The organism is Novosphingobium album (ex Liu et al. 2023) (assembly GCF_029076845.1).
Taxonomy (GTDB): Bacteria; Pseudomonadota; Alphaproteobacteria; order Sphingomonadales; family Sphingomonadaceae; genus Novosphingobium.
In genome coordinates this window covers 24,454-40,210 of sequence record NZ_JARESE010000019.1, presented here as the reverse complement: position 1 = coordinate 40,210, position 15,757 = coordinate 24,454, and the positions used below count along the sequence as shown (strand labels likewise).

12 protein-coding genes are annotated in these 15,757 nt (G+C 67.9%); 6 read left to right on the top strand and 6 right to left on the bottom strand.

The features are described 5' to 3' along the window. The first annotated feature begins 23 nt into the window (after positions 1–23). Together PYV00_RS07235 and PYV00_RS07230 are read left to right on the top strand one after the other, a co-directional pair. Positions 24–1,295 carry an aminotransferase class V-fold PLP-dependent enzyme gene (locus PYV00_RS07235; RefSeq protein ID WP_275227604.1) on the top strand — a complete coding sequence of 424 codons (1,272 nt, stop codon included), beginning with the start codon at positions 24–26 and terminating at the stop codon, positions 1,293–1,295. Between the two features lie 160 nt (positions 1,296–1,455). Beyond that, a complete protein-coding gene (locus tag PYV00_RS07230) occupies positions 1,456–2,748 on the top strand; it encodes a GGDEF domain-containing protein (protein WP_275227603.1) in 1,293 nt (430 codons plus the stop codon). A 43-nt stretch (positions 2,749–2,791) separates the two neighbouring features. On the opposite strand, the gene PYV00_RS07225 is transcribed toward PYV00_RS07230, so the two are convergent. Further along, the gene (locus PYV00_RS07225; RefSeq protein ID WP_275227602.1) at positions 2,792–3,880 is read right to left on the bottom strand and encodes a tyrosine-protein phosphatase; all 1,089 of its coding nucleotides are present in this window, start codon (positions 3,878–3,880) and stop codon (positions 2,792–2,794) included. 23 nt (positions 3,881–3,903) lie between these two features. Next, entirely contained in the window at positions 3,904–6,192 is a 2,289-nt protein-coding gene (locus PYV00_RS07220; RefSeq protein ID WP_275227601.1) for a TonB-dependent receptor, read from the bottom strand. Positions 6,193–6,366: 174 nt separating this feature from the next. On the opposite strand from PYV00_RS07220, the gene PYV00_RS07215 reads away from it, so the two are divergent. Beyond that, complete coding sequence (locus tag PYV00_RS07215) at positions 6,367–7,602, top strand: TetR/AcrR family transcriptional regulator (RefSeq protein WP_275227600.1); 1,236 nt, start codon at positions 6,367–6,369, stop codon at positions 7,600–7,602. 119 nt (positions 7,603–7,721) lie between these two features. Then, a complete protein-coding gene (locus PYV00_RS07210) occupies positions 7,722–9,038 on the top strand; it encodes an MFS transporter (protein WP_275227599.1) in 1,317 nt (438 codons plus the stop codon). 55 nt (positions 9,039–9,093) lie between these two features. On the opposite strand, the gene PYV00_RS07205 is transcribed toward PYV00_RS07210, so the two are convergent. From PYV00_RS07205 to PYV00_RS07190, 4 genes are all read right to left on the bottom strand, one after another. Further along, on the bottom strand, positions 9,094–10,233 hold the full coding sequence (locus PYV00_RS07205) for an alpha-hydroxy acid oxidase (RefSeq protein WP_275227598.1): 1,140 nt from the start codon (positions 10,231–10,233) through the stop codon (positions 9,094–9,096). After that, on the bottom strand, positions 10,230–10,910 hold the full coding sequence (locus PYV00_RS07200) for a Fe2+-dependent dioxygenase (RefSeq protein ID WP_275227597.1): 681 nt from the start codon (positions 10,908–10,910) through the stop codon (positions 10,230–10,232). The genes PYV00_RS07205 and PYV00_RS07200 overlap by 4 nt, the downstream gene beginning before the upstream one ends. Before the next feature lie 70 nt (positions 10,911–10,980). Then, entirely contained in the window at positions 10,981–11,736 is a 756-nt protein-coding gene (locus PYV00_RS07195) for an energy transducer TonB (RefSeq protein WP_275227596.1), read from the bottom strand. 179 nt (positions 11,737–11,915) lie between these two features. Beyond that, a complete protein-coding gene (locus PYV00_RS07190; protein WP_275227595.1) occupies positions 11,916–14,255 on the bottom strand; it encodes a TonB-dependent receptor in 2,340 nt (779 codons plus the stop codon). Between the two features lie 369 nt (positions 14,256–14,624). On the opposite strand from PYV00_RS07190, the gene PYV00_RS07185 reads away from it, so the two are divergent. Together PYV00_RS07185 and PYV00_RS07180 are read left to right on the top strand one after the other, a co-directional pair. Continuing rightward, positions 14,625–15,248, top strand: a complete 624-nt coding sequence (locus PYV00_RS07185) for a PepSY-associated TM helix domain-containing protein (protein ID WP_275227699.1) — start codon at positions 14,625–14,627, stop codon at positions 15,246–15,248. 14 nt (positions 15,249–15,262) lie between these two features. Continuing rightward, a complete protein-coding gene (locus tag PYV00_RS07180) occupies positions 15,263–15,757 on the top strand; it encodes a DUF2271 domain-containing protein (RefSeq protein ID WP_275227594.1) in 495 nt (164 codons plus the stop codon).

Genomic DNA, 15,757 nt, shown 5'->3' with positions numbered 1-15,757 from the left:
TCCCGTCGGGGGAGGAGGCAACCATGCAGGTCGATCGTCGCACTTTGCTGATCGGCGCCGCCACGGCGCCAGTGGCGAACGCGTTCGCCGCCTCCCCGACGCTCGCGGGGCCGGCCACCGGGTCCGGCGCCGGTGACGACGCGTTCTGGCGCGAGATCGCCGCGCAATACGATGTCACGCGCGAAGTCATCCAGCTGGAGAACGGGAACTGGGGCATGATGCCCCGCCCGGTCCAGGCGCGCTATCTGGAAGAGACCGCGCGGGTGAACCGCGATACGAGCTATTACGCGCGGCGGGGTATGGGGCGCGACATGCGCGCCGTGCAGGAGCGGCTGGCGGCCATGCTGGGGGTTCCGCCCGGCGAGATCGCCTTCACCCGCAACGCGACCGAAGCGCTCAAGGCCCTGATCGGCGGCTACAACCGCCTGCAAGCGGGCGACGCGGTGCTTTATGCCGATCTCGATTACGACGCGATGCAGAACTGCATGGATCGGCTGGCCCGGCGCCACGGCGCCAGCGTGGTGCGGATCGCCTTGCCCGAGCCGGCCAGCCGTCAGGCGCTGATCGACGCCTATGCCCAGGCGTTCGAAGCCAACCCGCGCATCCGGCTGGTGCTGCTGACCCATCTCGGCCACCGGACGGGGCTGGTCATTCCGGTGCGCGAGATCGCCGCCATGGCCCGCGCGCGCGGCATAGACGCCATTGTCGATGCCGCGCACAGCTGGTGCCAGATCGACTTCGCCCTGCCCGATCTCGATTGCGACTTCGTCGGCCTCAACGGCCACAAATGGCTGACCGCGCCGCTCGGCGTGGGCATCGTGCATATTCGCGGGCAAGCGCTTGATCGGATCGACCACGATCTGGCCAGCGACATGGCATCGCGCGACACCCTGGGCGAGCGCGTGCATACCGGCACGGTGAACGCCGCCGCCCTGCTGGCGGTGCCCGCGGCGATCGATTTCCACGAGCGGATCGGATCGGCCCGCAAGGCCGCCCGCCTGCGCGCGCTGCGCGACCGCTGGGTGGCGCGCGCGCGGGGCATCGCCGGCGTGGAGATCCTGACGCCCGACGACCCCGCGCTCCACGGCGCCATCACCTCGTTTCGCCTGACCGGCCGCACCAGCGGCGCGGAAAACGAGCAGATCGTCCAGCGCCTGCTCGAAGCGCACCGCATCTTCACCGTCCAGCGCGGCGGCGTCCACAACGGCGCCTGCGTGCGCGTGACCCCCGCCCTGTTCAACACCTTTGCCGAGATGGACGCGCTGGCCAGGGCGATCGAGGCGATCCGGTCCTAGCCCGACAGCCGCTGCACCGCGCGCCGATCCCGTTCCGGCGCCCCGGATTTGTGGCAAGAAATCCCCGGTCAAGCGTTACCAGCGAAAAAACCGGGCGTGCCGATTGCCCAAAGGGCAGGCAGATGGCATCGCAGAGCGTCGCTTTAAACCGTGGTTAAGCATGATCGGCGCCCTGTTCCTTCTCGCCCAGGCTCTCCTCTATTTCGGAGTGATGGCTCTGCTCCTGCGGCTGCGGGCCCAGCTTGGCATCGGCGTGTTCGTCTGCGCCATCGGCGTCATGCATTTTCTCGAAACCTATCTGGCGGCGGTGTTCTTCATCCGCCTGCCATTCGGCCTGATCTCGCCCGGTTCCACGGTGATGTTCACCGGCAAGCTGGCGATGATCCTGCTGCTCTATATCAAGGCCGATGCCGAAACCGTGCGCCAGCCGATCTATGGCCTGCTGGTCGGCAATTGCCTGATGGTCGCGCTGGCGGCGATCCTGCGGCTCTATTCGCCCGTGGCGATGCCCGGCTACAACCCGGACCTGCACCTGCTCAGCCAGCTTGGCGCGCTGATGGTCTGGGGCACGGCGCTGCTGTTCGTCGACAGCATCGGCCTGATCCTGCTGTATGAGCGGCTGGGCCAATGGCTGGCCGATCGCTTCTGGGTGCGCGCGTCGCTGGCGCTGATCGCCACGCTGAGCTTCGATCAGGTGCTGTTCTTCACCGGCCTGCACCTTGTCACGGCGGCGCCGCCAATGGCGCTGTGGGGCGGCTGGCTGGCGAAAGTCGCCGCGGCGCTGGTCTATAGCGCGCTGCTCGGCTTCTACCTGAAGCATGTGGAAGCGGTCACGCCTGCGGCCGACAGCAACGAGCCCATGTCCGACCTGTTCGGCAAGCTGACCTACCGGCACCGCTACGAGGCGCTGGTCGAGCAGAGCGGCATCGACGCGCTGACCGGCGTGGGCGATCGCAAGCGGTTCGAGACGATCGCCGAAGCCGGCATCGCCCGCGCGCTGGCCGAGCGCCGGCCGCTGAGCCTGGCCATCATCGATGTCGATCACTTCAAGGCGATCAACGATCGCCACGGCCATGTCATGGGCGACGAGGCGCTGCGCCGCATCGCCGCCGCGCTGAAAGGCTCGATCCGCTCTGACGATCATGTCTTCCGCTATGGCGGGGAGGAATTCATCGTCCTGTGCGAAGGGATGCCGCACGAAACCGCGCTGGCCCATGCCGAGCGGCTGCGCCAGGCGGTTCCCGCCGCGTTCGAAGGCACGCTGGACCAGCCGCCCACCGTCAGCATCGGCGTCGCCACCGCGCCCGATGACGGCGCGAACGTGGTCGAACTGGTGCACCACGCCGACCTCCATTTGTACGAGGCCAAGCGTGGCGGCCGCAACCGGGTGGTCGGAAACGAGATCGGCAAGGCGGCCGCGCCCCGGCGCCAGCCGGTGGCGCGGTCTTCCTGACCGCCGGGACCGGGCACGTCCGGCCCCGGCGGCCGCGTCTGCGCTATTCCAGATAAGTCGCGCGCAGCGCGGCGATGTCCGCGCCGGTCAGGCCGATCTCCTTTTCGAGATAGGCATCGACCGAGCCCCAGCGGCTGTCGATCTCGGCCAGGGCGAAGGCGAGGAACGGCGTCCCGTCCTGCGTCACCAGCGGCATCGCCTTGGCCGCCGCCGGGTCTTTCTGGAACTTGGCGAAGAAGCCGGCGATAGGATTGGTTCCGGCCATCGCATCGCTGATCTCGGGCAGTTCCCAGCGGGGCTGGCGCGAAGGCGTGGACAGCACGTAGTCCGCATAGATCGTCTCGCGCGGCACGCCCAGCGCGCTCAGGATCATGGCGGTGGTGAAGCCCGTGCGGTCCTGCCCGGCCGAGCAATTGTACAGGACCGGCCCCTCCTTCGCCAGCAGCTTGCGGAACACGAGGCGGACATGCGGCGCAAGCTGGGCGGGAAAGGCGCGGTAGCCGTTTTCCATGCCCTGCATCGGATTGGCCGGGTTCTTGCCCACTTGCGTCATGTTGGCCATGATCTCGGCCATCGAATAGCCGATGGCGTTATAGGGAATGCCATCCAGCTTGGTGGGCGCCAGCACGCGTTCCTCGTCCGAGCGCAAGTCGATCAGGTTGGCGATGCCCAGTTGCTTGACCTCCTTCACGTCCGCCGCGGTCAGCATCGGCTGGCCGCCCGAACGGAAGATCATGCCCCAGCGCACGTGCTTGCCGCCCGCCGCCGGATAGCCGCCGACATCGCGGAAGTTGGAGCCCTGCTGCAAGGGCAGGACTCGCTCGGCCAGGTGCACCACTTCGCCGCTGCGGCTATCGCGCAGCAGGAAATAGGGGCGCGCGGCGCCGGGCGCGAAGGCCACTTCGTGGGTGCCGTCGCGGTCCCTGGCGGAAACCACGGTGGCGCTGGCGGCATCGGCATCCGGCCGATCGGCCTGAAGCACGTCGACCGGGTCCTTGTCGTTCCAGCGCAGCACCAGCCTGTCGGGCGCGACGCGCTCGACCGTGGGGCTGGCGATCGTGCCGGCGAAGGCGGCGGGCGCCGCGAGCATCGCCAGCAGCGGCAGCGCTGTCAGTAACGTGATGCGTTTCATGGCGGTTCTCCTTGTTCTGTCCGTCAGAAGCGGACTGTCGCCTCGATGCCGTAAGTGCGCGGCTCGTTATAGATGCCAAGCTGGAGCGATTGCGCCGTGCCGGTCTTGAAGAAGGTGTGCTGTTCGTTGAACAGGTTGCGCGACCAGGCGGAGATCTGCAGGTCGGCCGCGTCGTTCAGCGCGATGTCGGCCAGCGAGAGACGGCCGTTGACGATGAACGACTTGTCGGTCAGCACCAGATCGCTCGATTGCGAGTGATAGCCATCGCCACCGGCGGCATCGACATGCGCGCGCAGCGTCGCGCCGCCGAGCGGCAGGCTGTAGTCGATCGCCGCGCTGTAGGCGTTCTCGGGCGTGTAGACCAGGAACACGTTTTCCAGCGCATTGTTCTTGAACGGATTGCCCGCCTTTTCCAGATCGCCCTTGGTATAGGCATAGCTGGCGGTCAGCGTCAGCCCTTCCAGCGGCGCGATCGTCAGATCGGCTTCCACGCCCTTGATCGTGCCGTTGCCCTTGGCGTTGACCGTTTCGATCGTGGTGCGGGTCGGCCCGCCGGGAACCGCGGAAAGCACGGCGTTGAAATCGATCTGCTGGTCCTTGTAGATCGTCTTGAACGCGGCCAGGTTCAGGCGGACGTGGCGATCGAAGAACTCGCCCTTGAAGCCCAGTTCGGACGTCTCGACTTCCTCGGGATCATAAGCGCGGTACGTGATCGAGCGCGAGTTCGCGCCGCCCGCGCGGTAGGCCGTGCCCCACTTGGCATAGAGGTGGATGTTCTCGCTGGCATCGAAGGCAAGGGTGAACGTGGGGTCCACCCGGCTGCTGGAAATGCGGAACGCGAAATTGGTGTCGACGCCGTTCACCTTGAACAGATCGCCGTGCTTCTTGTCGCGGGTATAGCGCGCGCCGGCGGTCAGGTGCAGCGCATCGTTGAGCAGCGCGGGCGTCCAGGTGGCCTGGCCATAGAGCGCGAAGCTGGTGGCCACCGCGTCGCTCGCCCGGTCGGGATAAGGGCTGACCTGGCCGGCCTGCAGCGTGGGCAGGCGCGTGGGCGCATCGGCCGGCGTGGCGCCCCAGCGCATGGTGTAGGGCGCCCAGGCCCAGTCATCGCCCTTCTCGTGATAGTAGTAGGCGCCGGCCACGAAATCGAGGCGGGACAGCGTGCCCACCACTTGCAGTTCCTGGCTGTATTGCTCCTGGTGCAGATCGGCGAGGCTGTAGCGGGCGAAGTTCGCGTTCGGGCCGAAAGCGCCCTGGTGCGCGCCGCCGTTGTCGTACTGGTCCTGGCTGAGCTTGCGGTACGAGGAGATCGAGCGGACGTGGATGCCGTCCGCCACCGTCCAGTCAAGGTGCAGCGCATGGCCATGCGTGCGGCCCAGGCTGACCTGCTCGGGCACGCCGATATCGGCCACCTTGACGCGATCGGGCTGGACCTTGGCCATGTCGGCGAACGGGATCATCGGCGATTTGGCCAGCACCTGCATGTAGTAAGGCGTGCTGGCATCGCGCGAGACATCGAAGTCATACAGCGCGCTGAAGCTGTCCGAAGGTTCCCACAGCACGCCCACGTGCAGGCCGCGCTGGTCGTTCTGGTTATAGTCTTCCTCGCCCTCCATCGGGTTGTCCAGCGTGCCGTCGCGCTTGGTGATGATGGCGTCGAGCTTGACGCTGACATTGGCGAAGCTGGGCAGGTCGAGATGGGTTTCGACCTTGTAGCCGTTGTAGTTGCTGATGCCGCCGGTCTGCGTCAGGTGGAATTCGCCCGAAGGCTTGCGCGTGACGATGCTGAGCGCGCCGCCGGTGGAGTTGCGGCCGAACAGCGTGCCTTGCGGGCCCTTGAGCACCTCGATCCGCTCGATATCGTAAAGCGCCGCGCCCAGGCCCTGCGAACGGCCGAGGTAGATGCCGTCGATATAGACGCCCACGCCCGCATCGCGGCTGGGCTGGTTGGCGTCGAACGGCACGATGCCGCGGATGCCGACGGTGAGCGCCGAATTGCGCGAGGCGAACGGGGCGATGCGCAGCGAGGGCACGGCACCGTCCATCAGGCTCTTGAGGCTGACGACGCCCCGGTTCTTCAGATCCTCGCCGCTCAGCACCGAGATGGCGACCGGCGTACGCTGCAGGTTGGTCTCGCGCTTCTGCGCGGTGACGACGATGTCGCCCAGGCCATTGCCCTCGTCCTCGGCCGGAGCCTGCGCCGCATCGGGCGCGGCGGTCTGCGCCTGTGCCGGCATGAGCGGAACGCCCGCGAGCAAGGCGCCGCCGGCAAGGATGAAAGCACGGAATTCACGCGAATTGAAGGTGTTCATAAAGCCCCCCTGATGTTTGATTCGGGCGGACATGTGGAGCGTTTGTATTTCACCTCTGTGACGTCTGTATCATCGAACTGTCATCAATCAGCGATTCCATCCGGGCCGCAATCGGCTATGTCTTTGGGATTGCGCGGCGAACAACCGGCGCAGGACGCCATGCGGAGAGATTCGGTGAAAGACGCGGCCGTATCCAGTGAATCCAAGGAAATCCCGTCACCCGACCGGCTGATTCAGACGGTTCTGGCGATCTGGGAAACCCACGGCAATGCCGGCACCTCGGTCCGCTCGGTCGCCCAGGCGACCGGGCTGCCGGTTTCGAGCATCTATTACCACTTCGGTGATATGGAACGCTTGTTTTTCGCCGCACAGGACAGCGCCCGCGCCGCCGCCGAGCAATGGTGCGCGGCCCATCTCGATACCTTCGCCGATGCCGGCGCGCTGGGCGCCGAAGCGCTGCCCGCGCTGATGGCCGCGCTGATCGACGATTGGTCGCACGCGCACCGGCGGCTCGCCTTCGCCTGGCGCGAATGCCAGATCATGGCCGCGCGCGATGCGCGCTACATGCCCGCGCTCCAGCGCTGGCAAGCGCTCTGGCAGGGATTCTGGCAGAACGTCTGCGCGCGCTGCGGCCTTCCCGAGCATGGCGAGTTGACGTACCACTTGTTCGACGGCGAAAGCCTGCTGCACCTGACGCAATGGCGCCGGGCGGTCGATCGCGCCTGCCTGGAAGAGACCTGCCGGGGCTGGGGCGAATGGCTGGCCGGAAGGCTGGTCGACGAAGGACCATGGCGGCGTTTCGCGCGGACCGAGGCGAGCCGGCTGATGCCCGCGCTCTCGATCAGCGGCGTGGTGCCCGAACAGGTCGCCGCCGCCGCCGCCGACACGGTAGCCGAACTCGGCGTTTCCGGGCTCACCCATCGGGCCGTGGCCAGGCAGGCCGGGCTGTCGCTGGGCGTCGTCTCCTACAATTTCCGCACCAGCGCGGAACTGTTGCGCGCGGCCTTCGAGATGATCTACCGCCGGGTGCTGCCGTTCACGCCACAAGAGCACGTCACCCGGACGATCGAGGAGCACGGTATCCGCCTGATCGACAAGCTGGTGGACCAGACCGCGCCGACCGACCGGCTGCTGGCCTTTGACGAACTGCTGATCGCGGTGGCGCGCGATCCGGGGCTCAAGCCGCTTTCCGCCCAGTTGCGCTATCTGCGCGGGCAGACCAGCCGGGGGCTGCTCGAAGCGCTGCTCGGCCCCGGTTGCGCGGTCTCCCCGCTCGACGCGGCGCTTTTCTCGGGCCTGGGCAGCGGGCAAAGGCGCGCCGCCGTGGGAATCGCGCCCGAAGCGGCGCGCGGCCACGCGCGCGACAGCATGGTCCGCCTGCTGGAACTGCTGGGCCCCGAAAGCGGCTGAGCCTCTCGCCGCTTTCCCCGCGCATCGCTCGCTTCAGCCGGGTTCCGGCCGGCCGTCATCGAAACTTAGAAAACCGGCCATATGGCGGAACGGGTCTGTTGCGGACCAGCGGAGACGCCATGAACGAGCATCGCAGTGAGCGGCTGACCTGGGCCCAGCTAACGGTCTTTTCGCTGCCGGTCGTGCTGTTCCAGGCGATCGAGCTGCCCTGGCGCATCTATCTGCCGTCGTTCTTTTCCGAAACGCTGGGCCTGCCGCTGGCGGCGGTGGGCACGCTGCTGATGGCGATCCGCCTGTTCGATACGGTGGTCGATCCGCCGATCGGCTGGGCCAGCGATCGCTTCCCCACCCGCTTCGGCCAGCGCCGGCCGTGGATGGTGGCGGGCGTGCCGCTGGTCATGATCGGCACCTGGCAAGTGTTCTTCGCCGCGCCGGGCATCGGCATCACCACGCTGGCGGGCTGGTGCCTGGTCATGCATTTCGGCTATTCGCTGATGCTGACCCCGCATGGCGGCTGGGGGCTGGAGATCGCGCGCGACTATCACGAGCGTACGCGGATCATGGGGGCCAAGATCTGGTTCGCCGCCGCCGGTATGCCGCTGACCATCCTGCTGCCCAGCATCCTGGAACGCGGCTTCGGTGCCGGCCGGGCCGAGCAGGTGGGCGCGATGGGGCTGCTGCTGATCCTGCTGGCGCCGCTCTCGGTGCTGCTGGTGCTGCGCTTCATTCCCGAACCGCCCAGCGATCGCGCGGCGGCGGCGCGCGCGGTCGGCCCGTTCCGCCTGTTCGGGGCGATCCTGAAGGATCGCGAACTGGCCATCGTGCTGGCGCTTTACGCGCTGGTCGGGCTGGCCGATGCATCGAGCAGCGGCACGTTCTTCTTCTTTGTCGAGCAAGTGCTGGGGCTGAACGGCTGGGGCAGCACGCTGATGCTGATCCCCGCACTGGTCGGCCTGGTCACGCTGCCGCTCTGGGCGCAGGCCAGCCGCCGGCTGGGCAAGCGGCGCACGCTGATGGGGGTGTTCGCCTGGCAAGCCCTGGCCGCGCCGCTGGCGCTGCTGCTGCCGACGGGCGGACTGGCGCCGCTGGCGATCTACATGCTGGTGCGCAGCGCCTGCTTTGGCGGCGACTATATGCTGCTGCGCTCGATGGTGGCCGACATCTCGGGCCGGGACGCGGCCAGCGGGATGCGCCGTTCAGGCAGCTATTACGCGTTCTTCAACGTCACGCTGAAGCTTGCTTCCAGCCTGGGCGTGGGCGCGGCGCTGTGGATACTGGCGACGGCCGGCTTCGTTCCGGGCGCGCCGGCCAGCCTGGGCGCGCAGGAGGTTATCCGGCTGGTCTATGTGCTGCCCACGTTCCTGGCCGGCATCGCCGGGCTGCTGATCCTGGCGAACGGCTGGCGCGAAGCGCCGCCGGTCGAGGCGGTGGCGTAGAGCCTGATCCCCCGGCGAGGATGCGGCGCCGCTGGATCGGACTTTCACAGATGCTTCAGGCGTTCGAACCGCTACCCATCAGCAGATCCCCGCGCGCGATCGCGGCGAGCGAGGGGCAGCCCACTTGCGCCATGGCCAGTTCCAGCTCGGTGCGCAGGATGTGCAGCGCGTGGGCCACGCCCTGCATCCCGGCCACCGCCAGCGCGTGGATCTGCGGGCGCCCGATCAGCACCGCCCGCGCGCCGAGCGCCAGGGCCTTGAGCACGTCGGTCGCCTCGCGCACGCCGCTGTCGAGCAGCAGCGGTACTTTGCCGTCCACCGCCTCGGCCATCGCCGGCAGCACGTCGAGCGGCGTGGCCAGGCCATCGAGCACGCGGCCGCCGTGGTTCGACACGATGATCCCGTCGGCGCCCCGCCCGGCGGCCATGCGCGCATCCGCCGGCGAGAGCAGGCCCTTCACCACGATCGGCAAGCGGGTGATGCCGCGCAGCCAGTCAAGGCTTTCCCAGGTGGGCGCGGCATCGAGCAGCGCGGTGCCGAAAATCATCCGCCCGCCTGCCACGCTGGCGCTCTGCGACAGCACCGGCATTCCGCGCAAGTTGGCCGCATCCACCCCCGGCGGCAAGGCGAAGCCCGATCGCTTCACCCCGGCATCGACGGTGAAGACCAGCACCTGATAGCCTGCCGCTTCGGCCCGCCGCACCAGTTCGGCGGTGTGGCCCCGGTCCGGCTGGAGATAGAGCTGGAACCACAGCGGCGGCGGCGCCATGGCCAGCTCGCTCGCCACCGCGCGGGCGCGCGCGGCGATGTCTTCCAGCGGGACGCTCGACAAGGTGCTGACCACCATCGTGGTTTCGAGCGCGGTGGCCGCGCTCACGGTCGCCAGCTCGCCGTCCGGGTGGGCCAGGCGGTGATAGGCGACGGGCGCGAGCAGGATCGGCGCCGCGTGGCGCAGGCCGAACAGGTCCAGCCCGGTCGTCGCGCCGCGCATGTCGGCCAGCGCGCGCGGTACCAGGCGATGGCGATCGAACTGCGCGCGGTTGGCCGCCAGCGTGGTCTCCGCCCCCGCACCCGACTGGACATGGCGCCACGACGCGGCGGGCATATGCGCCTCGGCCTGGCGCTCATAGTCGCGCAGGCTCCGCAGGCTGTCGGGAATCATGGTGAGCGGGGGCAGCGGCGCCGGGCCGGTCATGGGGCCGACCACTGGCGCAGCAGGTTGTGATAGACCCCCGTCAGCGCCGCGATCGAGGCATGGCCCGGATGATCGGCGGTCAGCCGCTGGATCGCGCTGTCCAGCTCGAACAGCGTGCGCCGCGCGATCTCCGACCCGACCAGGCTCTGCGTCCAGAAGAACGAGGCGAAGCGCACGCCTTGCGTCACCGGCGTCACCCGGTGGTGGCTGGTGCCCGGATAGATCACCATATCGCCCGCCGGCAGCTTGACGCGATGCTCGCCATAGCTGTCTTCCACCACCAGATCGCCGCCCTCGTATTCATCGGGATCGCTGAAGAACACGGTGCAGGAAACGTCGGTGCGCACGTAGAGCCCGGTCAGGTGGTTCTGCTGCAAGGCGTTGTCGATGTGGCTGCCATAGGCGCCTTCGCCCTCATAGCGGTTGAAGCGCGGCGGCAGCACGCGCAGCGGCAGCACCGAGGCGATGTAGAGCGGGCACTGTTCCAGCCGGCGCAGCAGCAGATCGCCCAGCCGGCGCGTCACCGGATCGTCGAGCGCGAGTTGCCGGTTGGTCTTGACGCCGACCGCCTGATGGCCGGCGGTGACGCGCCCGTCGACCCAGGCCGCGCCTTCCAGCGCCGCGCGGCATTCGGCCACGTCTTCGGGCGAAAGCAGCCCCGGCACTGTCAGCATCATGCGCCGATGCCCCCTTGCCCGCGAGGGATCGCATGGCCACGCGGATGCGCCAGTCGGGCCGTGGCGGCCATCAGCCTTGCAGCATGAACGGGATTTCGACTTGCCCGCGCACCATCACCGGCTGGCCATCGCGCACGGTGGGCGCCCAGCGCCACTTGCGCACCGCGCGCAGCGCCGCTTCGTCAAGGCGCGGGAAGCCGCTGCTGTGCGCGATCGCGATCGTCGCGACGCTGCCGTTGAGATCGAGCGTCAGCGCCAGGACGACCGTGCCCTGCTCGCGCTGGCGGCGGCTTTCCAGCGGATAGCGCGGCGGCGGGGCGGAGATCATCCGCGTGCCCAGGTTGCTGGCTTCCACCGGGCTGGGCGGCGCCGGGGGCGCGGGCGGGCCCGGCGCCGCCGCCGGGGCGGGCGGCGCGGCCACCACCGAGGGGGCGGAAGGCGCCACGGGAGCAGGCGTGAGCGTGATCTGCGGCGCCGGGCGGGGCGCCTGCACCAGCGGCACGGGCGCGGCCACGGCGGACTTGGGCTCGGGCGGCCGGGTCGCCGCAGGGGGTGGAGGCGGCGGCGCGGTGAGATCGACCACGGTCAGCCGCTGGCGCTGCTCGTGCGTCGCCTGCTGGCGAACCTGCACGACAACGAAGATCAGCACGGCATGGAACAGCACCGTGAGCGCGATGGCGACGGGGTTGAACCGGCGCCCCTCGCCATAGCGGGCCGGCGCTTCGACCGTCGAGGGGGCCGGGAACGGCGCGGCGGCGGGCCCGCCCGGCAAGGCCAGGTGTTCCGCTTCCAGTTCCTCGTAAGCCTTGTCCGCCGTCAGCAGCACGACATTGCACCCCTCGATGATCCGCGAGTCTCGCCTCTACCGGATGTCCTATTGCGAGGCAATCGCATTAATCCGTTGCCCCAGCTTTGATCCCGATCAAACATTCCGGGCGGGGCGACGATTTCGCCGCCCCGCCCGAACCTTCCGACCAGCCGGTGGGACCGGCCGGAAGGTATCGATCAGAACTTGTAGGCCACCGTCAGCACCGCCGAGCGCCGCTCACCCGTGGTCGCCCAGCCGTTGTTGCGGATGCGCGTGTAATAGACCTTGTCGGTGAAGTTCTTGACGTTGATCTGGGCCGAGATGTTGTCGGTGAAATCATAGGCCAGATAGGCGTTGTGGATCATGTAGTCCGGCGCCTTGTAGAGCACCGTCGTCGGCGTCGTCAGCGCGTTGTTCAGGTAGAAGCTGCCCTGGTAGGTCATGCCGTAGCCGACCTTCAGCCCGAACGGGAACGCATAAGTCGCGAACAGGCTGCCCGAATGCTTGGGCACGTTGGTCAGCGGATTGCCGGCCTGGGCATCGGCGGGCGGCGTCGTGCCCGGAGGGGCGTTGTCGGCGACGCTGCGGATGACCTTGCTGTCGAGATAGGTGTAATTCGCGGTGATCGACAGCGCGGACGTGACCTGGCCCGACGCGCTCAGCGCCACGCCGTTGACGCGCGACTTGCCGTCAAGCTGCTGGTCGGGGATGGTCGGATCGACCGAGGCCACCTTGTACTGGTCCCGCTCGTTGCGGAACACCGCGGCGGTGAGCAGCACGCCCGATCCCAGTTCTGCCTTGACGCCGACTTCATAGTTCTTGGCGCTTTCGGGCTTCACGTTGCAGGTTTCGGCCGCGCACGAACCGTTGACCGAGGTTTTCGACGGCGTCTTGGCATTGCCGTAGGCGGCATAGACGCTCACCGCCTCGACCGGCTTGTAGACCAGCCCGACGCGGTAGGAGAACAGGTTGTCATCGTTGTGGAACTTGGTGCCGATCGTGCGATCGCCGTCGCTCGTCGCGGTGGCGCGGGCGACGGTGTCGTTGCGGTACCAGCCCTTGTTCTTTTCATAGCGGATGGCGCCGTTGATCTCGAACTGCTCGGAAACCTTGACGGTATCGAACAGGTAGGCGGCGTAGTTTTCCAGCTCGCCGTTCTGCTTGGCGGTGGGGATGAAATTGACCGGGCCGGTCCACAGGTTGCTGCCATAGGCAAAGCCGGCCGGGCCGACGACCACCTCGTTGGGATTGGCGATGTTGATCAGCGGGAAGCCGCCCGCGATGGCCGTGCCATCGGCATTACGCGCCCAGTTGCCGGTGAGCAGGCCGTACTTTTCCCAGGCGACCGACGCGCCAAGCACCAGCGTGTGCTCCAGCCCGCCCGTGTCGAACACCGCCTTCAGGTCGGTCTGGTTGTACATCAGCTGGTTGCGCGAATCGCGCGTGTTGCCGCGCGGCCCGCTCGCCAGATAGTATCCGGGCGGGGTGCTCGCCGGGCAGGCCGCGCCGGTGGGCAGCAGGCCCGAGGCCAGGCAATAGGTGCCCTGCGGCGGGCTGACGCGCGTGAGCTGCTGGACATCCTGCCAGCGCGAAAGGTTGCGGATGTTCACCCGGTCGGAAAAATCGTGCTCGAACGTCGCGGTCAGCTGATCGACGTTGATCTTCTGCGTATCGACATTGCGCGATCCGAAATAGTCGCTGGTGTGAACGCCGGGGATCGGCCCGTTGTAGCTCGCGTTGATGTAATAGGGCACGCCGTATTGCGGGATGTTCTCGTCCTGCTGGTGCAGGTATTGCAGCGTCAGCCGGGTCGGGCTTTCGATGCCGATCGTCACCGACGGAGCGATGCCCCAGCGCTGGTAATCCTCCACGTCGCGGCCAGGCACGTCGTTCTGGTGCGCCATGGCGTTGAGGCGCAAGGCGATCAGATCGCTGGCGCGCACATTGGCGTCGATCGTGCCGCGATAGTAGTTGTCGGTGCCGATGCCGCCGTTGACGATCACTTGCGTGTCCGCCGTCGGCCGCTTGGTGACGAGGTTGATCGACCCGCCGACCGAGCCCGAACCCGCGACCGCCGAGTTGGCGCCGTTGGTCACTTCCACCTGCTCAAGATTGAAGGGATCGGTGCGGGTGTACTGCGCGCTGTCGCGCACGCCATCGACAGTGATGTCGGTATTGGCCGAATAGCCGCGCAAGTTGATGCTGTCGCCATAGCCGCCGCCGCCTTCGCCGGCGCCGAAAGTGATGCCGGGCACGGTGGACAGCACGTCGCGCAAGGTCAGCAGGTTCTGCTGCTCGATCACCTGGTTGGTCAGGATCGTGACGGTCTGGGGCGTATCGCGCACCGGCCGCGTCGCTTTCGGGCTGGCCTGCTGGCGCCCTTCGTTCTCGGTGATGGCCGTGTCGGTGACGGTCACGCCGCCAAGCTTCTGGCCCTGTCCGGTCTCCTGGGCGTGGCCCGGCGTGGCGACGGCGATCGCGCCGATGCAGCTGAGCGCCAGGAACGAAGGCGTGGATGCCGAAAGCGGACGAGTCATGTTTCCCCCTATTGCAAATGGTTCGCAGTTACGATGATGGCGCTAATGCAAATGAGTCGCGACAATTGCAAGAGATAATCGTTCAACGGTTGATGCGGCGTGCGGATCGGGGCAGCGGCCTGGCCATGCGGCGACCCCGCGCCCGCCGGCCAGGAGCGACCCTCAATCGCTCTTGATAATAATTCTCAATAGGTGCATAGGGCCGCAAGCCCGCCGGGATCGCGGGCGAAATTTCAGGCGATGGCGCGGTTTTTGGAGACAGAGTTGGATCAGGTGCAAGTGCTTGGTCGCGGGGATGGCGAGCCGGTGGCGAACGAGGATTCGCCGCTCCGCGCCAAGTCCGCGCCCACCCCGGCCGCCGCGCCGAAGGTGAAGCCGCGCAAGCCCCGCAAGATCCGCCAGTTCTGGCTGAAGCAGCTCCACACCTGGCACTGGATCAGCGCCGCGGTGTCGCTGATCGGCATGTTCCTGTTCGCGATCACCGGCATCACGCTCAACCACGCCGCGACGATCAGCGCCGCGCCGCAAGTCACCGCGCGCCAGGCCATGCTGCCCCCGGCGCAGTTGCCCCTGCTGGCGAACCCGCCCGCCAGCGACGCGCCGCTTCCCGCCCCCGTCGCCGGCAAGATCAAGGAACTGGTCGGGCTCGATCCCGCCGGCCGGCCGGGCGAATGGTCGGACGAGGAAGTCTATGTCGCCATGCCCGGCCCCGGCAGCGACGCCTGGGTCAGCCTTGACCGGGCGACCGGCGCCATCGAGGCCGAATATACCGACCGGGGCTGGATCTCCTACCTCAACGACCTGCACAAGGGCCGCAACTCCGGCACGGCCTGGTTCTGGTTCATCGACGTTTTCGCCGTCGCCTGCCTGATCTTCACCATCACCGGGTTGCTGCTGTTGCAGATCCACGCGCGGCACCGGCCCTCCACCTGGCCGCTCGTCGCGCTCGGCACCGCGATCCCGGTCATCATCGCCCTGTTCCTGATTCACTGAAGGTGCCCATTTCCATGAAGGACTCCCCGTCGATGCGCATAAGCCTTGCTCTTGCCGCCGGTGTCGTGGCCGCTCCGGCGACCGCCGCGACGCTCAACGTCACCATCCCCGCCAAGTCCGTGGCCGAATACCACCGGCCCTATGTCGCCGCGTGGATCGAGCCGGCCGGCGGCGGCCAGGCGCGCACGCTGGCGGTGTGGTACGACATCAAGAAGAAGGGCAACGAGCCGGGCACCAAGTGGCTTTCGGACTTGCGCACCTGGTGGCGCAAGGGCGGCCGCAGCCTGAAGCTGCCGGCCGACGGCGTGAGCGGCGCGACGCGCGCGCCCGGCGCCTATCGCATTCCCCTGCCCGCCGACCTCAAGCCCGGCTCCTACGTGGTCTATGTCGAAGCCGCGCGCGAGAACGGCGGGCGCGAGCTGGTTTCCGTCCCGCTCACCGTGCCGGTGCGCGCTGCTTCCGCCACTGGCCGCAGCGAGCTTGGCGCGGTTTCCGTTTCCCTCCGTTGA